This is a genomic window from Streptomyces sp. MB09-02B, assembly GCF_033794485.1.
In the GTDB taxonomy this organism is placed as follows: domain Bacteria; phylum Actinomycetota; class Actinomycetes; order Streptomycetales; family Streptomycetaceae; genus Streptomyces.
Window position 1 is genome coordinate 82,475 of sequence record NZ_JARGEE010000002.1, and the last position, 19,293, is coordinate 101,767.

Consider the following 19,293-nt stretch of genomic DNA (forward strand, 5'->3'; position numbering starts at 1 on the left):
CGATCAGGCAGGCAGGACGACGACGAAGCGCTGCGGCTCCTCGCCCTCAGACTCGCTGCGCAGACCGGCGGACTTGACCGCGTCGTGCACGACCTTGCGCTCAAAGGGCGTCATCGGCTGCAGCTTCACGGGCTCGCCCGTGCTCTTGGCCTCGGCCGCCGCCTTGGCACCCAGCTCGGAGAGCTCGGCGCGCTTCTGGGCCCGATAACCGGCGATGTCCAGCATCAGACGGCTGCGGTCACCGGTCTCGCGGTGCACGGCCAGGCGCGTGAGTTCCTGGAGGGCCTCGAGCACCTCGCCCTCACGGCCGACGAGCTTGCTCAGATCGCGGCTACCGGAGTCGCTGATGATCGAGACAGAGGCACGGTCGGCCTCGACGTCCATGTCGATGTCGCCGTCGAGGTCGGCGATGTCCAGCAGACCTTCCAGGTAGTCCGCAGCGATCTCACCCTCCTGCTCCAGGCGGGTCAGGGTGTCGCCACCCTCGGAGGCGGCGGAGGTGGTGCCTTCCGTCACGGGATGGACTCCTTCTTACTTCTTGGACGGGGACTTGGGGCGCTGCTGACCCTTGCGCTGGCCGGACTGAGCCTTGCTGCGGCCACCGGTGCCGGGCTTGGCCGCGGCTTTCTTGGCTACGGCCGCCGGCTTGGCGTCCTCCGGCTCGTCGGACTTGCTCAGGGACGTGGGCTCTGCCTCCGGCTCGACGTCGTCGGCGGACTTCGCACCACCGGACTGACGCTGGGCCTTTGTCTGGCGCTTGGGCTGCTGCCGCTTGGGAGCCGCCGACGTACCGTCCTCGACCGTGGCGACGGCCGAGGCCTCGCTCTTGACGACGGAGCCGTCGGCCTGGGCCGCGAGGCCCTCCTTGCTCAGACCGGTGATGAACTTGCGCTCGTACTCGTTGCGGTCACGGCCCTTGGCAACGATCGCCTTGACGATGGCACGCTCACCGCGGCCGCGGGTCTTGCCGTGGTGCGTGACGCGCTTGACGAGGCGCTCCAGGTAGGCCGCCTGGGCCTTGGAACCCGGGGTCGGGTTGTTGTGGATGACGTACATCTGCTGGCCCATGGTCCACACGTTGGTGGTCAGCCAGTAGACGAGGACACCGACCGGGAAGTTGATGCCGAAGACGGCGAACATGATCGGGAAGATGTACATCAGCATCTTCTGCTGCTGCATGAACGGCGTCTTCACCGTGGTGTCGACGTTCTTCGTCATCAGCTGACGCTGCGTGTAGAACTGCGACGCCGACATCAGGACGATCATGATGGCCGTGACGATCCGGACCGTGGTGATCGAAGCGTCGAGCGCCTGCGCCTCGGCGGCGGTGTCCGTGAAGGTCGCGGCCAGCGGGGCGCCGAAGATGTGTGCCTTCTGCGCGCTCTCCAGCAGGCTCTCGTTGATGACACCGATGGTGTCGTTGTTCGCGATGCTGTTGAGCACGTGGTAGAGGGCGAAGAAGAACGGTGACTGCGCCAGGATGGGAAGGCACGAGGAGAGCGGGTTGGTACCCGTTTCCTTGTACAGCTTCATCATCTCTTCGGACTGACGCTGCTTGTCGTTCTTGTAGCGCTCCTGGATCTTCTTCATCTCGGGCTGCAGCGTCTGCATGGCCCGGGTCGCCTTGATCTGCTTCACGAAGAGCGGGATCAGGCAGATACGGATCAGGATCACCAAGGACACGATGGACAGGCCCCAGGCCCACCCGGTGTCAGCGCCGAAGAGGGCGCCGTACACCTTGTGGAACTGGACGATGACCCAGGAGACAGGTGTCGTGATGAAGCTGAAGAGGCTGGCAATCGTGTCCACTAATCATGCTCCTTGGGCATGGGACGGGGTCTCTGCGGCCGGGCCCGAGGAGACATGCCCCTCGGTGGCCGGTTCGGCGGCGGAGGTCCCGCCCTTGCGTGCACGCCAGGCGCCACGCAACATCTCGTGCCACCGTGGGCGCTTGCGCGGCGGGACATGGTCCACACCACCGAGCGACCACGGATTGCACCGCAGGATGCGCCAGGCGGTGAGTGCCGTTCCCTTGATCGCACCGTGCCGGTCGATGGCCGTGAAGCCGTAGTGGGAGCACGACGGGTAGTACTTGCACACCGGCCCCAGCAGCGGACTGATCGTCCACTGGTACAGCTTGATCAGCGCCAGCAGCGGGTACTTCATCGTGCGCCCCCTCCCAGCAGCCGCCCTATGGCGGCATCCAGGTCTTGGGCCAGTTGTACGTGGTCGGCGTCACCCGATCCGGGCAGCGCTCGTACGACTACCAGGCTACCGGGGGGAAACAGGGCGACTCGATCGCGCATCAGATGGCGAAGCCTGCGCTTCACCTTGTTGCGCACAACCGAACCGCCGACGGCCTTGCTCACGACGAAACCCGCACGCGTCGGGGGAGCGCTCTCCCCAGGCGCGTGCGGGTCCGTGGCACCGCTACGTAGGTGAACGACGAGGAGAGGGCGTCCGGCCCGGCGTCCTCGTCGTACCGCGGTCGCGAAGTCCTCGCGCCGCCTCAGCCGATGCTCGGTAGGCAGCACGACGTCATGACCTGATCAGGATCAGGCGGACAGGCTCGCGCGACCCTTGCTGCGGCGGTTCGCGAGAATCGCGCGGCCGGCACGGGTACGCATCCGCAGGCGGAAGCCGTGGGTCTTCGCGCGACGACGGTTGTTCGGCTGGAAGGTGCGCTTGCTCACTCGGGGGCTCCAGAAAGAAATCGGTGTTTGCGGGTGCCGTCCTGGCTGTCACCGTGCGCCCACGAGTAGCTCGCTCAACGCCCGAGTGCACCGCTGTCCGATCACCTGACGTGACCTGTGCCCATCGGAGGCAGGCGGCAGCAGCCATCGACAACTCGACCTGGTTACGGTACGCGCGGCTACGCCATCCGGTCAAACCAGAGATCACGGAGAGACACTATCCACAGGCTGGGGACAACAACTTGAACCGTACCGGTCGCCGTGACTACCGTGACTGAACTCCGATTCGTTCCCTTTCCTTTGGCTGTTGGGACCCGACCCGCCCACCAGCACCTCGTTCCGAGGCCCCACCCGAGTTTCAAACCGACCTGTCCCAGAACCACACGTTCGTGGGACCTGTGAGAGAGCGTGCCCTGTGGCTGACGTACCTGCCGATCTTGCCGCAGTGTGGCCACGCGTACTGGAAAAGCTCCTGGGTGAGGGCCAGGGCCAAGGCGTCGAGGTGAAGGACGAGCGCTGGATCAAGCGCTGCCAGCCGCTCGCCCTGGTCGCGGACACAGCACTTCTCGCCGTCCCGAACGAGTTCGCGAAGGGCGTACTCGAGGGCCGTCTCGCACCGATCGTCAGCGAGACCCTGAGCCGGGAGTGCGGCCGCCCGATCCGGATCGCGATCACCGTCGACAGCTCCGTCGGCGAGCAGCCGCCCCCGCCGGTCCAGCACCGCTTCGATGAGCCCGAGCACCCCTCCGTTCCGGCCCAGAACCGCGAGTCCTACGACAACAGGGACTCGTACGACGGCCAGGAACGCGAGGCGCGCGGCGGGTACGAGACGCAGAACACGTACGAGAATCCGAACGGCTACGACAGCCAGGGACGCGGCCCTTACGAGGGGTACGGCCGCCGCAGGCCCGCCGACCGTGGCCAGGGACGGGGCGAACAGCCGGGCGGCGGGGCCGGCGATCTGCTGCCGCCCCCGCGCACGGACCAGCAGCCCCCCGGCCGCTCGGATCAGCTTCCGACCGCCCGTCCCGCGTATCCGTCCGAGTACCAGCGGCCCGAGCCGGGCGCCTGGCCGCGGCCGTCGCAGGACGACTACGGCTGGCAGCAGCAGAGACTCGGCTTCCCCGAGCGGGACCCCTACGCTTCGCCGTCGTCGGACTACCGCTCGCAGTCGATGGACAGGTCACCGTACGCCCAGCGACCCGAATACGACTCCGGACGCCCCGACTACGACCAACCCCGCGGCGACTATGACCGGCCCGGTACGGACTACGACCGGCCTGGTGCCGACTCCGACTACCCGCGACCGGACCGGCGCGAGCTCCCCGACCCCCCGCCGGGCTCGGGACACGTGCACCGGGGCGGGCCGGCCAGCAGTGCGCCCGGCCCGCTGGCGGCACAGCCCGCACCGGCCCCCGGCCCGGGTGAGCCGACGGCACGCCTGAACCCTAAGTACCTCTTCGACACCTTCGTCATCGGCGCCTCGAACCGCTTCGCGCACGCGGCCGCGGTGGCCGTGGCCGAGGCGCCGGCCAAGGCGTACAACCCCCTCTTCATCTATGGGGAGTCGGGCCTCGGCAAGACGCACCTGCTGCACGCGATCGGGCACTACGCGCGCAGCCTCTACCCGGGCACGCGCGTGCGGTACGTGAGTTCGGAGGAGTTCACCAACGAGTTCATCAACTCCATCCGCGACGGCAAGGGCGACAGCTTCCGCAAGCGGTACCGGGAGATGGACATCCTGCTCGTCGACGACATCCAGTTCCTGGCGGACAAGGAGTCGACGCAGGAGGAGTTCTTCCACACCTTCAACACGCTGCACAACGCGAACAAGCAGATCGTGCTCTCCAGCGACCGGCCGCCCAAGCAGTTGGTGACCCTGGAGGACCGGCTGCGGAACCGTTTCGAATGGGGGCTGATCACCGACGTCCAGCCGCCCGAACTGGAGACGCGGATCGCGATCCTCCGGAAGAAGGCGGTGCAGGAGCAGCTCAACGCCCCGCCGGAGGTACTGGAGTTCATCGCGTCCCGTATCTCGCGCAACATCCGCGAACTGGAGGGCGCGCTCATCCGGGTGACGGCGTTCGCATCGCTCAACCGGCAGCCGGTGGATCTGGGTCTGACCGAGATCGTCCTCAAGGACCTGATCCCGGGCGGCGAGAACGCCTCCCCGGAGATCACCGCCACCGCCATCATGGGCGCGACGGCCGACTACTTCGGGCTCACGGTCGAGGACCTGTGCGGTACCTCGCGCGGCCGCGCACTCGTCACGGCCCGCCAGATCGCGATGTATCTGTGCCGTGAGCTGACCGACCTGTCGCTGCCCAAGATCGGCGCGCAGTTCGGCAACCGCGACCACACCACCGTCATGCACGCCGACCGCAAGATCCGTGCGCTCATGGCCGAGCGCCGGTCGATCTACAACCAGGTGACGGAGCTGACGAACCGCATCAAGAACGGCTGACGAGACAGCCGGCGACACCCGCCGACGGCACGGCTGCCGGACGGCTGTCAGACGCCGTCGTACGTCGCTGAGGGCGCCCCGGGACGAGGTCCCGAGGGCGCCCTCGGCGTTCCTGGGCGGTTTCGACCCGCCTGCGCGAAGGCTCTGGACGGATCCGAGACGGCCAGGTCCGTCACCGTGCCGTCTTCAAGTGTTCGATTACCTGCGGCGTCACGGCCTTCCTCCACAGATTCGGGGACTTTCTCCCGTCCACACCCTGGGGACCGGGAAGTTATACAGATCGTGTCCACAGGACGGGCTGTTGAGAGATCATCGGGCCAGGTCACACCCCTGTGGATCCGTGGACGAAAGATCTCCACAGGTTGTGGACGAAACGAGGATCCACAGACTGTGGACGAAGTTGTCCACCGACGACCCACAGGCTGTGGCCGGTTGTCCCCAGTGATCGTCGGCTTCTCCACATGGCTGTCCACTGTTCGGCAAGCTCACGTGCCTTCTCACCGTGTCGAGTGAAAGGCGTCACACGAAGTTGCCCGGTTGGGCTGTGGGAAAGGCGGGTAAACCTGGGGACGCCGTTGGGGAGAAGTCCCCCGGGGCTGTGCACGGTGTGTGCAGAACTTTCTGTTCTCCACAGAAACCCCTGGTTGTCCACCGCCTCCGCCCACAGGCACGGTGGACAAAATTTGCCGCCTGAGCTGCGAAAACGGGGTTATCCACGGTTTCCACAGGCCCTACTACTACTCCCAACTAGAGAGAGCTGGGAATCCGTTTCGAAGTGGGTCCTGTGCACAACTCGCTCTCAGCTGCCTGACCGCGCCTCGTCACGACTTGACCCCGAGAGGCTCCGAGTGTCAGTGGTGTGCGTCAGACTGTTCCCCGGTGTCCTTCCCGTCACAGGAGCCAGCGACACCGAGACAGACGACGAAGCCAGGCAGGGCGAGAAGCGCCGGCAACAGCAGGAGGCGGCAACAGTGAAGATCCGGGTGGAACGCGACGTACTCGCGGAGGCAGTTGCCTGGGCGGCGCGCAGCCTCCCGGCCCGTCCGCCGGCGCCGGTCCTCGCCGGCCTCCTTCTGAAGGCCGAGGAAGGCCAGCTGAGCCTCTCCAGCTTCGACTACGAGGTCTCCGCACGCGTGTCCGTCGAGGCCGAGGTCGACGAGGAGGGCACGGTGCTCGTCTCCGGCCGCCTGCTCGCCGACATCTGCCGCGCCCTCCCCAACCGCCCGGTGGAGATTTCCACAGACGGTGTACGGGCGACCGTGGTGTGCGGCTCCTCCCGGTTCACCCTCCACACACTGCCTGTGGAGGAGTACCCGTCGCTGCCGCAGATGCCGAACGCCACGGGCACCGTCCCGGGCGAGGTCTTCGCCTCCGCCGCCGCCCAGGTGGCCATCGCCGCAGGGCGAGACGACACGCTGCCGGTCCTCACCGGTGTGCGCATCGAGATCGAGGGCGACACCGTCACGCTGGCGTCCACCGACCGCTACCGCTTCGCGGTCCGCGAGTTCCTGTGGAAGCCGGAGAACCCCGAGGCGTCCGCGGTCGCGCTGGTGCCCGCCAAGACGCTCCTGGACACCGCCAAGGCCCTCACGAGCGGCGACAGCGTCATCCTGGCGCTCTCCGGCTCGGGCTCCGGCGAAGGCCTGATCGGCTTCGAGGGCGCGGGTCGCCGTACGACCACGCGGCTGCTGGAGGGCGACCTCCCGAAGTACCGCACGCTGTTCCCGACGGAGTTCAACAGCGTGGCCGTCATCGAGACCGCCCCCTTCGTCGAGGCCGTCAAGCGTGTGGCCCTGGTCGCCGAGCGGAACACCCCGGTGCGGCTGAGCTTCGAGCAGGGCGTGCTGATCCTGGAGGCCGGCTCCAGCGACGACGCACAGGCTGTGGAGAGGGTCGACGCCCAGCTGGACGGCGACGACATCTCTATCGCCTTCAACCCGACGTTCCTGCTGGACGGCCTGAGCGCCATCGACTCCCCGGTGGCCCAGCTGTCGTTCACGACGTCCACCAAGCCCGCGCTGCTCAGCGGCAAGCCGGCCGTGGACGCCGAGGCGGACGAGGCCTACAAGTACCTGATCATGCCGGTGCGGCTCAGCGGCTGACCGGCAGGCCGCCGCCGCGGCCGAGCCGCTGAGGTTGTCCACAGCGCTGTGGGGCCCGGTGGATCCACCGGGCCCTCGGCCGCGAAGCCGCAGGTAGGGGTGTACTTATGAGCGGGTATGCCCACAGGTGTGCGTGAGCGTCCGGGTTTAGGCTCGTGCGTGGGTACGCAGTTCAGGTGCCCCCCTGCCACGTCGCAACCTAAGGAACAACTGATGGAGCTCGGTCTCGTCGGCCTCGGCAAGATGGGCGGCAACATGCGCGAGCGGATACGCCGCGCGGGCCACACCGTCATCGGATACGACCGGAACCCGGATCTCGCCGATGTCCACAGCCTCGAAGAGCTTGTGGGCAAGCTCGCGGCCCCGCGGGTCGTGTGGGTGATGGTCCCGGCCGGGGCCGCCACCCAGTCGACCGTCGACGAGCTGGCCGAGCTGCTGGAGCCCGGTGACGTCGTCGTGGACGGCGGCAACTCCCGCTGGACCGACGACGAGAAGCACGCTGAGGAGCTGGCGGCCAAGGGGATCGGCTTCGTCGACTGCGGTGTCTCCGGCGGCGTCTGGGGCCTGGAGAACGGCTACGCGCTGATGTACGGCGGCGACGCGGAGAACGTCGCCAAGGTACGACCGGTCTTCGACGCGCTGAAGCCCGAGGGCGACCTCGGCGCGGTGCACGCCGGCAAGGTCGGCGCCGGCCACTTCGCGAAGATGGTCCACAACGGCATCGAGTACGCGATGATGCAGGCCTACGCCGAGGGCTGGGAGCTCCTGGAGAAGGTCGACTCGGTGACCGACGTCCGCGAGGTCTTCCGGTCCTGGCAGGAGGGCACGGTCATCCGCTCCTGGCTCCTCGACCTGGCGGTGAACGCCCTCGACGAGGACGAACACCTGGACGGGCTGAAGGGCTTCGCGCAGGACTCCGGCGAGGGCCGGTGGACCGTGGAGGCCGCCATCGACCACGCCGTGCCGCTGCCCGCCATCACGGCTTCCCTCTTCGCGCGGTTCGCGTCGCGCCAGGAGGACTCACCACAGATGAAGATGATCGCGGCGCTGCGGAACCAGTTCGGCGGCCACGCGGTCGAGAAGAAATAGCCCACGTTCACGAAGCAACGCACGGCACAGAAGACGACAACGAACACACCACGGTCGACGAGAAGTCGTCCACAGGGCCGCAAGGCGGTCCACAACGCTGGGGGAGGTCGGCACCCGACCATGCACGTCACGCACCTGTCACTGGCCGACTTCCGCTCGTACGCCCAGGTCGAGGTCCCGCTCGACCCGGGCGTCACCGCGTTCGTGGGCCCCAACGGGCAGGGGAAGACCAACCTGGTCGAGGCGGTCGGCTATCTCGCGACCCTCGGCAGTCACCGGGTCTCGTCGGACGCGCCCCTGGTCCGCATGGGCGCCGACCGCGCGGTGATCCGGGCACAGGTGCGGCAGGGTGAACGGCAGCAGCTGGTCGAACTGGAGCTGAACCCCGGCAAGGCCAACCGTGCCCGCGTCAACAGGTCCTCGCAGGTCAGGCCGCGTGATGTGCTCGGCATCGTACGAACGGTGCTGTTCGCGCCGGAGGATCTCGCGCTGGTCAAGGGCGACCCCGGTGAGAGGCGCCGCTTCCTCGACGAACTGATCACCGCGCGGTCCCCGCGCATGGCGGGCGTGCGCTCCGACTACGAGCGGGTCCTCAAACAGCGCAACACCCTGCTCAAGACAGCCGCGTTGGCCCGTCGGCACGGCGGTCGCTCCATGGACCTGTCCACACTCGACGTATGGGACCAGCACCTCGCGCGCGTGGGCGCCGAGCTGCTCGCCCAGCGTCTCGATCTGGTCGCCGCGATCCAGCCGCTCGCCGACAAGGCGTACGAGCAGCTGGCACCCGGCGGTGGCCCGGTCGGTCTGGAGTACAGACCCTCCTCGCCCGGCCTCGTAGGGCACGCGCGCGAGGAGCTGTACGAGCAGCTGACGGCGGCCCTCGCCGAGAGCCGTAAGCAGGAGATCGAGCGGGGCGTCACGCTTGTGGGACCGCATCGGGACGATGTGACCCTCAAGCTCGGTCAGCTGCCGGCCAAGGGCTACGCCTCCCACGGCGAGTCCTGGTCGTACGCCCTGGCGTTGCGGCTCGCCTCCTACGACCTGCTGCGGGCCGAGGGCAACGAGCCGGTGCTGGTCCTCGACGACGTCTTCGCCGAGCTGGACACCCGTCGGCGCGAGCGCCTGGCGGAGCTGGTCGCGCCGGGCGAGCAGGTCCTGGTGACCGCCGCGGTCGACGACGACGTACCGGACGTACTGACGGGGACGCGGTACACCGTGTCCGACGGGACGGTGGAGCGCGTATGAGCGGATCCGAGGGACCCCCCGAGCCGCCCGAGCCCTCCGGTGTGGATCTCGCGCGCGTGGCGCTGCGCGCCGCCAAGGAGGCCGCACGCGCGCGTGGCGAAGCCACCCAGCAGCAGAAGCAGGCGCGGCGGGGCGGCGGACTGCGCTCGGGCGCGCGTGCCGACGGCCGTGACCCCATGCCGCTCGGCCCCGCCATCAACCGGCTGATCACCGAGCGCGGCTGGGAGACGCCGGCCGCCGTCGGCGGGGTCATGGGCCGCTGGCCCCAGATCGTCGGCGACGACCTGGCCCGCCGGTGCGTGCCGGAGCGGTACGACGAGGACGAGCGAGTGCTGCATGTGCGGTGCGACTCCACGGCCTGGGCGACGAACGTACGCCTCCTCGCCCCGCAGCTCGTCGCCCGGCTCAACGAGGACCTCGGCCATGGCACCGTGCGCCTCCTCAAGGTCCACGGTCCCGCCGGCTCCGCCCGCCGCTACGGCCCCCTGCGAGCCCCGGGGAGCACCGGTCCCGGCGATACCTACGGGTGACCGTAGTCACATTTCCAGGTGCTTCCGCGCCCATGACCGGCGGTCCTCCGAGCGTCGGCGCGCGCCCGTGTGCTCCGGCGCGGACGTTCGCATGCGGATGCGAACGTCGACCTGACCCGGGAGTAGCAAAGGGTTGACACCCGGAAGCGCTGAGTGCCGCTGTGAGCCTCTTGGAGCCCCGCTCGACATATGGGGAGTCGGGAGGGACCGGTTCAGGGCGGCACATGCGGACTCAGGTACCGGCAAACCCCCATCACTGTCGGCGCTACCGGTAGACTGGAAGCTAATCCCGCCCCATTCGTGGGGACCGCTTCGGAAACACTGTGCATCGCTGACAAAGGCTTCCACCGCAACATGCCGCAGCCGCTCCGGCAAACCCGCCAAGAGCCTGGCTTGTGCTGTGCCAGAAAGGGCGCTTCGTGGCCGATTCCGGCAACCCCAACGAGAACATCCCGTCCACCGAGGCCCTGGCCGGAACGGCCGAGGCCTCGCCCACGGCGTACGACGCCAGTGCCATCACCGTCCTCGAAGGGCTGGACGCGGTCCGCAAGCGGCCCGGCATGTACATCGGCTCGACCGGTGAGCGCGGCCTGCACCACCTCGTGCAGGAGGTCGTGGACAACTCCGTCGACGAGGCCCTGGCCGGCCACGCGGACACCATCGACGTGACGATCCTTCCCGACGGCGGTGTCCGGGTCATCGACAACGGCCGCGGCATCCCGGTGGGCATCGTGCCGTCCGAGGGCAAGCCGGCCGTCGAGGTCGTGCTGACTGTCCTGCACGCGGGCGGCAAGTTCGGCGGCGGCGGTTACGCGGTCTCCGGCGGTCTGCACGGCGTCGGCGTCTCCGTGGTGAACGCCCTGTCGACGAGGGTCGCCGTCGAGGTCAAGACCGACGGCCACCGCTGGACGCAGGACTACAAGCTGGGCGTCCCGACCGCCCCGCTCGCCCAGCACGAGGCCACGGAGGAGCACGGCACCTCGGTCACCTTCTGGGCCGACCCGGACATCTTCGAGACCACGCACTACTCCTTCGAGACGCTGTCGCGGCGCTTCCAGGAGATGGCGTTCCTCAACAAGGGTCTGCGGATCAACCTCACGGACGAGCGTGAGTCCGCGAAGGCCACCGCCGGGGCGGACGAGGCCGGTGAGGACGAGAAGCACGAGGTCAAGACGGTCTCGTACCACTACGAGGGCGGCATCGTCGACTTCGTGAAGCACCTCAACTCCCGCAAGGGGGACGTGGTGCACCCGTCCGTCATCGACTTCGAGGCCGAGGACAGGGAGAAGGCCCTGTCCGTCGAGGTCGCGATGCAGTGGAACAGCGGTTACAGCGAGGGTGTGTACTCCTTCGCCAACATCATCCACACGCACGAGGGCGGAACGCACGAAGAGGGCTTCCGCGCCGCGATGACCGGTCTGATCAACCGCTACGCGCGTGACAAGAAGCTGCTCCGCGAGAAGGACGACAACCTCACGGGTGACGACATCCGCGAGGGTCTGACCGCGATCATCTCGATCAAGCTGAGCGAGCCGCAGTTCGAGGGCCAGACCAAGACCAAGCTGGGCAACACGGAGGCGAAGACCTTCGTGCAGAAGGTCGTCCACGAGCACCTGACGGACTGGCTCGACCGCAACCCGGTCGAGGCCGCGGACATCATCCGCAAGTCCATCCAGGCGGCCACCGCGCGCGTGGCGGCCCGCAAGGCGCGTGACCTGACCCGCCGCAAGGGCCTGCTGGAGACGGCGTCCCTGCCGGGCAAGCTGAGCGACTGCCAGTCGAACGACCCCACCAAGTGCGAGATCTTCATCGTCGAGGGTGACTCCGCCGGTGGCTCGGCCAAGTCCGGCCGCAACCCGCAGTACCAGGCGATCCTCCCGATCCGCGGCAAGATCCTCAACGTCGAGAAGGCGCGGATCGACAAGATCCTGCAGAACCAGGAGATCCAGGCGCTGATCTCCGCCTTCGGCACCGGGGTCCACGAGGACTTCGACATCGAGAAGCTCCGCTATCACAAGATCATCCTCATGGCGGACGCCGACGTCGACGGCCAGCACATCAACACGCTGCTGCTGACCTTCCTGTTCCGCTTCATGCGGCCGCTGGTCGAGGCCGGGCACGTGTTCCTGTCGCGTCCCCCGCTCTACAAGATCAAGTGGGGCCGGGACGACTTCGAGTACGCGTACTCGGACCGTGAGCGCGACGCCCTGATCGAGCTCGGCCGGCAGAACGGCAAGCGCGTCCGGGAGGACTCGATCCAGCGCTTCAAGGGTCTCGGCGAGATGAACGCTGAGGAACTGCGCATCACGACCATGGACCAGGACCACCGCGTCCTCGGCCAGGTCACGCTGGACGACGCCGCCCAGGCCGACGAGCTGTTCTCGGTGCTCATGGGTGAAGACGTCGAGGCCCGGCGCCAGTTCATCCAGCGCAACGCCAAGGACGTTCGCTTCCTCGACATCTGAGTCGGTCTCAGCTGACCGCACCAGGAAGGATCCCCACCAGCAATGGCCGACGAGAACCCCCCCGTCACGCCTGACGACGCCGGCGAGACCGTACGCATCGAGCCCGTCGGGCTCGAGACGGAGATGCAGCGCTCGTACCTGGACTACGCGATGTCCGTCATCGTGTCCCGCGCGCTGCCCGACGTACGCGACGGTCTCAAGCCCGTCCACCGCCGTGTCCTGTACGCCATGTACGACGGCGGCTACCGGCCCGAGAAGGGCTTCTACAAGTGCGCCCGCGTCGTCGGCGACGTCATGGGCAACTACCACCCGCACGGTGACTCCTCGATCTACGACGCGCTGGTCCGCCTCGCGCAGCCGTGGTCGATGCGGATGCCGCTGGTGGACTCCAACGGCAACTTCGGTTCGCCGGGCAACGACCCGGCGGCGGCCATGCGCTACACCGAGTGCAAGATGGCGCCGCTGTCGATGGAGATGGTCCGTGACATCGACGAGGACACCGTCGACTTCACGGACAACTACGACGGCCGCTCCCAGGAGCCGACCGTCCTCCCGGCCCGCTTCCCGAACCTGCTGATCAACGGCTCGGCGGGCATCGCGGTCGGCATGGCGACCAACATCCCGCCGCACAACCTCCGCGAGGTCGCGGCCGGCGCCCAGTGGTACCTGGAGAACCCCGAGGCCTCCCACGAGGACCTCCTGGACGCGCTGATCGAGCGGATCAAGGGCCCCGACTTCCCGACCGGCGCCCTGGTGGTCGGCCGCAAGGGCATCGAGGAGGCGTACCGCACGGGCCGCGGTTCCATCACGATGCGCGCGGTCGTCGAGGTCGAGGAGATCCAGAACCGGCAGTGCCTGGTGGTCACGGAGCTGCCGTACCAGGTCAACCCGGACAACCTCGCGCAGAAGATCGCCGACCTCGTGAAGGACGGCAAGATCGGCGGCATCGCGGACGTCCGCGACGAGACGTCGTCCCGTACGGGCCAGCGCCTGGTCATCGTGCTGAAGCGCGACGCGGTCGCCAAGGTCGTGCTGAACAACCTGTACAAGCACACCGACCTGCAGACCAACTTCGGCGCCAACATGCTGGCTCTGGTCGACGGTGTGCCGCGCACCCTCTCCCTGGACGCGTTCATCCGCCACTGGGTGACGCACCAGATCGAGGTCATCGTCCGCCGTACGAAGTTCCGCCTGCGCAAGGCCGAGGAGCGGGCGCATATCCTGCGCGGCCTGCTGAAGGCCCTGGACGCCATCGACGAGGTCATCGCGCTGATCCGGCGCAGCGACACCGTCGACATCGCGCGCACGGGCCTGATGGACCTCCTGGAGATCGACGAGATCCAGGCCAACGCCATCCTCGAGATGCAGCTGCGCCGCCTGGCCGCCCTGGAACGCCAGAAGATCATCCAGGAGCACGACGAACTTCAGGCCAAGATCCGCGAGTACAACGCGATCCTCGCCTCCCCCGTGCGTCAGCGCGGGATCGTCAGCGCGGAACTCGCCGCGATCGTCGAGAAGTACGGCGACGACCGCAAGACGATGCTCGTCCCCTACGACGGTGACATGTCCATCGAGGACCTCATCGCCGAGGAGGACATCGTCGTCACCGTCTCGCGCGGCGGCTACGTCAAGCGCACCAAGACGGTCGACTACCGGGCGCAGAAGCGCGGCGGCAAGGGCGTACGCGGCACGAAGCTCAAGGAAGACGACATCGTCGACCACTTCTTCGTGTCCACGACCCACCACTGGCTGCTGTTCTTCACCAACAAGGGCCGTGTCTACCGGGCCAAGGCCTACGAGCTGCCCGACGCCGGGCGTGACGCGCGTGGACAGCACGTTGCCAACCTGCTGGCCTTCCAGCCGGACGAGGCGATCGCCGAGATCCTCGCGATCCGCGACTACGAGGCCACGCCCTATCTGGTGCTCGCGACCAAGGGCGGTCTTGTGAAGAAGACGCCTCTGAAGGATTACGATTCGCCCCGTTCCGGCGGCGTCATCGCGATCAACCTCCGTGAGAAGGAGGACGGTTCCGATGACGAACTGATCGGTGCCGAACTCGTATCGGCAGAGGATGACATCCTTCTGATCAGCAAGAAGGCACAGTCGATCCGCTTCACGGCGACCGACGACGCGCTGCGACCCATGGGCCGTGCGACCTCGGGTGTCAAGGGCATGAGTTTCCGCGAGGGGGACGAGCTGCTCTCGATGAATGTTGTTCGACCCGGTACGTTCGTGTTCACTGCCACAGACGGCGGGTACGCGAAGCGGACCGCCGTCGACGAGTACCGCGTCCAGGGTCGCGGCGGCCTCGGCATCAAGGCCGCCAAGATCGTCGAGGACCGCGGTTCCCTCGTCGGCGCGCTGGTGGTCGAGGAGACCGACGAGATCCTCGCCATCACGCTGTCGGGCGGCGTGATTCGTACGCGAGTCAACGAGATCAGGGAAACCGGCCGTGACACCATGGGCGTCCAACTGATCAACCTGGGCAAGCGCGATGCCGTGGTCGGCATCGCTCGCAACGCCGAGGCGGGGCGGGAGGCGGAGGAGGTCGACGGCGACGATGCCGTGGACGAGACCGTCGAGGCTGCCCCATCGACCGGTACGGACGAGGGTGAGGCGCCCTCGTCCGAGTAGCACGAGGAGTGAGTCAGCGTGAGCGGAGCCACGGGCGCCGGATCGTCCGGTACTTCGGCCGGCACTTCGACCGGGTCGGAGGCGGACGGCGGCGGCCGTGGCTCCGCCGCGCGTGCGACGGACACGCACACGACCCAGTTGAAGGCCATCAAGCCGGACGCGTCCGACGCGTCGGGTGCGTCCGCGCCCGCGCCGGAGAAGCCGGGTTCCCAGGGGGCAACCGTGACGGACACCCGTGGTCCGCAGACGCGGAAGCCCGCGTCCGGAAGCCCGGCCGCGGCAGGCGGGCCCGGCCGTCAGAGCGGTGCGCCGGCCGCCCAGGCACAGCCCCAGCCGCAGCCCCAGGCCCCGGCGCAGGCCGCTGGCTCCGCGCTGCCGGGTGACCGGCAGTCGCAGCAGCAGGCGGGCCCCTACCACCCGCCGCAGGCCTATGCGCCGGCTCCGGAGGCTTCGTCCCGCAAGCCTCGTACGGGGGCACGCACGACGCCGCGCACGCGCAAGGCGCGGCTGCGGGTGTCCAAGGCCGACCCGTGGTCCGTGATGAAGGTCAGTTTCCTGCTCTCCATCGCCCTCGGTATCTGCACGGTCGTCGCGGCGGCGGTGCTGTGGATGGTCATGAACGCGATGGGCGTGTTCTCGACGGTCGGCGCCACCATCTCCGAGGCGACCGGCTCGAACGAGTCCAACGGATTCGATCTGCAGTCGTTCCTGTCGCTGCCCAACGTGCTGATCTTCACCACGATCATCGCGGTCATCGACGTCGTCCTCGCCACCGCCCTGGCCACCCTCGGTGCCTTCATCTACAACCTCTCCGCCGGCTTCGTGGGCGGCATCGAGCTGACGCTCGCCGAGGACGAGTAGGACGGCTCACCGCGTCACGGCCGCCCTGCGGCTATCGATTTTGGGACTGCCCACGTCGTGCGCTAATCTTCAGGAGTCAGCGCGCGGGACACACACCGCAGAGCGCGGCGGGGCTATAGCTCAGTTGGTTAGAGCGCATCCCTGATAAGGATGAGGCCACAGGTTCAAATCCTGTTAGCCCCACCAGACAGAAGACCCCCAACCGATTCTGGTTGGGGGTCTTTGCCGTCGGTGGGGGACGCGTGGGGCGTCCGGGACCTCGACCACGGGCGGCAGGAGGGAGGGGTCCCCACTCTGACCCGCCGACATAGGGTCGGCGGACGACTGCTCCCTCCGTAAACTGCCCTGACACATCCTGTGGGCCGTGCTCGAACGGGCTCCACGCACGGAAAAGACCCTCAGCCGTTTCTGGCTGAGGGTCTTCGTTCGTTCATGGTTTTCACCGGGCGTCGTACGCAGGATCGCCGCTGGCTTCGTGTCGTCCTGCTGGAGATCAGCGCTGGAGACGTGCGCTGGGATGCTCGACCAGTGGGAGAGGCGCCTCCGGGGCGGCGACCTGGCCCGTAGCGTTCGCGGCGGTGTCCGAGATCGTGTGCAGGGCCGTGCGGCGGCGGCAGGAGGGCGAGGAGCCGTGGGCCTCGGCGCGGATGCGCTGCTTCATCGTGGGGGGCAGGGCGCGGTCGTGGGGCCGGGCCGGGAGGGACATCGCCGGGATCGTCGCGGGGACCGCGCAGTTGCGGGTGGTCTCGGTCTGCGGTACCGCGGCCGAGGCCGTGGCCGTGGTGGTGACGAGTCCGAGCGCCGTGCACAGCGCGAGGAAGGCGGTGACGATGGCGGTCCAAAGCTTCATGACCTTGTTCTGGGCCATGGCCCCTCACTTTCGGGTTGGGCGATTTGCGTACTTTCCTCATGATGTGTATGTGGGCTTCGAAAGCACGGACCGACGTCCATGGCGCGTCGATCTTCGGATGAACACCACTCGGATGGGCGCAGGAAGGCGCCTGAGGAGTTGCAGGAAGCCGAGGTCCATGGGATCCGCCGAAGTGTGCGAGATGTGATGGACCTGTGTGATGAGCCTGCGATCGGAACAGTGGCGTCCGGTTCTACTGCGGTCTTCCCTGCGGGAGTTGAGGAGCCGACGCAGGTCACCGATCGGTATCGGTCGGTGTGTATAGTCGGGCGCCAGAGGTCCCCTACGTCAAGGAAAGACGAGGTCGCGCGGTGAAGAAGCTTCTCCTGGTCGCACTGGCCGCCATCGGCGGGCTCCTCGTGTACCGCCAGATCCAGGCGGATCGCGCCGAGCAGGATCTGTGGACGGAGGCGACTGACTCCGTGCCCACGGGTTCGTGAACGTCGACACCAGTCTCGGAGCAGACCCCGGCCGCCCTGGCGGTCGGGGTTTTGTGTTGTTCAAGGGCGCGCTCGCTACTTCCCCCCACGCTTCACGGACATCTGCCGACATTTTGGCGGGTCTGGATTCGCCTTGGTGAACGATGTGCTTGCAGTAGCAAGGAGCTGGTCCGGGTAGGGGCCGTTTTCAGCCGCTCCTCGCCAGGAACACGAGCATCGGCGCGCACGGCCCGGCAGGATGGGCGCGTTCGGGGCCGCGCCACGGGGCTGGGGCCTCGGCATCACGGTCTACGACGAGGGGTGGCACGTGTTGGGGCGGCGCACGGTCTGGTGGCGAGCCGCGGCTGCCGTGGGGGCGGCTCTGTGCGTGACGACGGCGCAGCCCGGCCCCGCCGTGGCGGCCGACGCACCACCCACCCCGTACTCCTACGCCGAGGACGCGAGGACGGTCGAAGGGGCCACGAGCAGCGCGGGAGCCGTACGACTGGAGGCCGGCAAGACCTACCGGAGCTCTCTCGGGCCGGGCGGCAAGCTGTACTACCGACTCGATCTAGGTGCCGCCGCCAACGCGTACGTCTCGGCCACGGCCGTACCCGAGGCGGGATCGGCGGTCGGCTCCGCGGACGGTGTCAGGGTGTCCGTTCAGGACGCCGACGCACATCGCTGCTCCTACGAGACCGCCCGCTTCGGACCGACTCGCAGCGCGCACCCCGTCACCGCCTCGGCCTCGCGGGAGGTCGGCAGCGACGAGTACATGTGCCAGGGGGCCGGGGTGTACTACGTCGTCGTCGAACGGGTCGGTTCGGCCACCGGAACCGGTCCGGGGGCGACTGCGGGCTCGGCCTCCGATTCGGCCTCCGATTCGGCTTCCGGCTCGGCTTCCGGCTCGGTGACGGGCTCACCTTCGAAGGGCGGGTCGGAGAAGTGGGGGCTGGAGCTCGGTTTCGTTTCGGAGCCCGCTGTGGTGAAGGGCGGTCCGACGAGCGCCCCCCAGAACTGGAACTCCGCCTCCCCCGACGCCGTGTCCGGTGACCCCGAGCCCCGTCGTGGCGGGAGCGGCTTCGCCACGGCAAGCCCCGTGACACAGGGCGTCTGGCAGGAACAGGTCGGCATCAGAGCCGGGGAGACCCTTTTCTACAAGGTCCCCGTCGGCTGGGGGCAACAACTCCAGACCACCGCCGAACTGAGCAGCACGACCAAGGGCGACGGCTATGTCGGCAACGCGTTCGTCATGTCGCTCTACAACCCCGTACGCGGCTCGGTGGACGACAGGACAGCCAACTACGGGGGCGACCAACGTTCCGTCGCCCTGGACCCCCTCCCGCCCGTCGCGTATGAGAACCGTTTCTCCCCCGACGACGAGGTGGGCGGGATGCGGTTCGCCGGCTGGTACTACCTGGCACTGCACCTCGGGACATCCGTCGCCGACCGGTTCGGTGACGAGCCGGTCGGGTTGACGCTGCGGGTGCGGCTGGAGGGCGAGGCCGGGGCCGGGCCGGGATACCTGGGGGCCTCCGAGCCGCGTGGGGTCTTCGAGGTCACCGAGGGGGACCGGGAGGCCGCTGAGACCGGCATCACGGGGGACACGCTGGAGGGTGGCTCGGGTGGCGGCGGCGACGGTGAGGGCGTGGGGAGTTCCGGCGACGGGGAGGGCTCTGGAAACTCCTCGGGCAGCGGAGACCGGCGGCTGGCCATGACCGTCGTCGCGGCGGGCGGCATCGGCACGGGGACTCTGTTGGTTCTCGTGCTCCTGGCGTGGACACTCGTGGCCCGCAGGCGGGCGCCCGCCGCCGCTGAGGCGGAACGACAGGGGGCGGGCACGGCCGCGCGGGGACGGCACGGGGCGTCACGGGGTTGGTA

16 protein-coding genes and 1 tRNA gene are annotated in these 19,293 nt (G+C 68.2%); 11 read left to right on the forward strand and 6 right to left on the reverse strand.

Annotated features, from left to right (window positions below; genetic code table 11):
* Window positions 1–3: 3 nt before the first annotated feature.
* Genes P1P70_RS00865 through rpmH form a run of 5 tightly spaced genes read right to left on the reverse strand, consistent with a single transcriptional unit; the run spans window position 4 to window position 2,693 of the window.
* A complete protein-coding gene (locus tag P1P70_RS00865) occupies window positions 4–516 on the reverse strand; it encodes a protein jag (RefSeq protein WP_319233666.1) in 513 nt (170 codons plus the stop codon).
* Window positions 517–531: 15 nt separating this feature from the next.
* The gene (gene yidC, locus P1P70_RS00870; RefSeq protein WP_319233668.1) at window positions 532–1,809 is read right to left on the reverse strand and encodes a membrane protein insertase YidC; all 1,278 of its coding nucleotides are present in this window, start codon (window positions 1,807–1,809) and stop codon (window positions 532–534) included.
* A 3-nt stretch (window positions 1,810–1,812) separates the two neighbouring features.
* Window positions 1,813–2,166 (reverse strand): membrane protein insertion efficiency factor YidD, encoded by a 354-nt coding sequence (yidD, locus tag P1P70_RS00875; RefSeq protein WP_184906350.1) that lies wholly within the window; start codon window positions 2,164–2,166, stop codon window positions 1,813–1,815.
* Window positions 2,163–2,534 carry a ribonuclease P protein component gene (rnpA, locus tag P1P70_RS00880; protein ID WP_220647687.1) on the reverse strand — a complete coding sequence of 124 codons (372 nt, stop codon included), beginning with the start codon at window positions 2,532–2,534 and terminating at the stop codon, window positions 2,163–2,165. Before rnpA ends, yidD begins: the two co-directional genes overlap by 4 nt.
* Window positions 2,535–2,555: 21 nt before the next feature.
* Window positions 2,556–2,693, reverse strand: coding sequence for a 50S ribosomal protein L34 (rpmH, locus tag P1P70_RS00885; RefSeq protein WP_005482975.1), 138 nt, complete (start codon window positions 2,691–2,693; stop codon window positions 2,556–2,558).
* 415 nt (window positions 2,694–3,108) lie between these two features.
* On the opposite strand from rpmH, the gene dnaA reads away from it, so the two are divergent.
* The 9 genes from dnaA to P1P70_RS00930 all read left to right on the forward strand — a co-directional run bounded on the left by dnaA (window position 3,109) and on the right by P1P70_RS00930 (window position 16,269).
* Window positions 3,109–5,157, forward strand: coding sequence for a chromosomal replication initiator protein DnaA (dnaA, locus tag P1P70_RS00890; RefSeq protein WP_319233671.1), 2,049 nt, complete (start codon window positions 3,109–3,111; stop codon window positions 5,155–5,157).
* 971 nt (window positions 5,158–6,128) lie between these two features.
* A complete protein-coding gene (dnaN, locus tag P1P70_RS00895) occupies window positions 6,129–7,259 on the forward strand; it encodes a DNA polymerase III subunit beta (RefSeq protein ID WP_045558515.1) in 1,131 nt (376 codons plus the stop codon).
* 213 nt (window positions 7,260–7,472) lie between these two features.
* Window positions 7,473–8,348 (forward strand): phosphogluconate dehydrogenase (NAD(+)-dependent, decarboxylating), encoded by an 876-nt coding sequence (gene gnd / locus P1P70_RS00900; RefSeq protein WP_060884009.1) that lies wholly within the window; start codon window positions 7,473–7,475, stop codon window positions 8,346–8,348.
* Between the two features lie 120 nt (window positions 8,349–8,468).
* Entirely contained in the window at window positions 8,469–9,593 is a 1,125-nt protein-coding gene (gene recF, locus P1P70_RS00905) for a DNA replication/repair protein RecF (protein ID WP_319233672.1), read from the forward strand.
* Window positions 9,590–10,123: a DUF721 domain-containing protein gene (locus P1P70_RS00910; RefSeq protein ID WP_319233674.1), complete on the forward strand. Its 534-nt coding sequence runs from the start codon at window positions 9,590–9,592 to the stop codon at window positions 10,121–10,123. Before recF ends, P1P70_RS00910 begins: the two co-directional genes overlap by 4 nt.
* 395 nt (window positions 10,124–10,518) lie before the next feature.
* A complete protein-coding gene (gyrB, locus tag P1P70_RS00915) occupies window positions 10,519–12,588 on the forward strand; it encodes a DNA topoisomerase (ATP-hydrolyzing) subunit B (RefSeq protein ID WP_319233675.1) in 2,070 nt (689 codons plus the stop codon).
* A gap of 42 nt (window positions 12,589–12,630) precedes the next feature.
* On the forward strand, window positions 12,631–15,222 hold the full coding sequence (gene gyrA, locus P1P70_RS00920; protein WP_319233677.1) for a DNA gyrase subunit A: 2,592 nt from the start codon (window positions 12,631–12,633) through the stop codon (window positions 15,220–15,222).
* 18 nt (window positions 15,223–15,240) lie between these two features.
* On the forward strand, window positions 15,241–16,083 hold the full coding sequence (locus tag P1P70_RS00925; protein ID WP_319233678.1) for a DUF3566 domain-containing protein: 843 nt from the start codon (window positions 15,241–15,243) through the stop codon (window positions 16,081–16,083).
* 109 nt (window positions 16,084–16,192) lie between these two features.
* Window positions 16,193–16,269, forward strand: a tRNA-Ile gene (locus P1P70_RS00930).
* A gap of 307 nt (window positions 16,270–16,576) precedes the next feature.
* On the opposite strand, the gene P1P70_RS00935 is transcribed toward P1P70_RS00930, so the two are convergent.
* Entirely contained in the window at window positions 16,577–16,951 is a 375-nt protein-coding gene (locus P1P70_RS00935; protein ID WP_319233679.1) for a DUF6344 domain-containing protein, read from the reverse strand.
* A 353-nt stretch (window positions 16,952–17,304) separates the two neighbouring features.
* On the opposite strand from P1P70_RS00935, the gene P1P70_RS00940 reads away from it, so the two are divergent.
* On the forward strand, window positions 17,305–17,433 hold the full coding sequence (locus P1P70_RS00940; protein WP_003999697.1) for a DLW-39 family protein: 129 nt from the start codon (window positions 17,305–17,307) through the stop codon (window positions 17,431–17,433).
* A gap of 238 nt (window positions 17,434–17,671) precedes the next feature.
* Window positions 17,672–19,293, forward strand: a 1,622-nt coding sequence (locus tag P1P70_RS00945) for a hypothetical protein (protein ID WP_319233681.1), incomplete at its 3' end; no start/stop codon positions are given.

Bases quoted from the DNA above. Each gene is read 5' to 3' on its own strand.
- gnd (WP_060884009.1), top strand. From the start codon at position 7,473: ATGGAGCTCGGTCTCGTCGGCCTCGGCAAGATGGGCGGCAACATGCGC.
- yidD (WP_184906350.1), bottom strand. From the start codon at position 2,166: ATGAAGTACCCGCTGCTGGCGCTGATCAAGCTGTACCAGTGGACGATC.
- P1P70_RS00910 (WP_319233674.1), top strand. From the start codon at position 9,590: ATGAGCGGATCCGAGGGACCCCCCGAGCCGCCCGAGCCCTCCGGTGTG.
- recF (WP_319233672.1), top strand. From the start codon at position 8,469: ATGCACGTCACGCACCTGTCACTGGCCGACTTCCGCTCGTACGCCCAG.
- P1P70_RS00935 (WP_319233679.1), bottom strand. From the start codon at position 16,951: ATGGCCCAGAACAAGGTCATGAAGCTTTGGACCGCCATCGTCACCGCC.
- gyrA (WP_319233677.1), top strand. From the start codon at position 12,631: ATGGCCGACGAGAACCCCCCCGTCACGCCTGACGACGCCGGCGAGACC.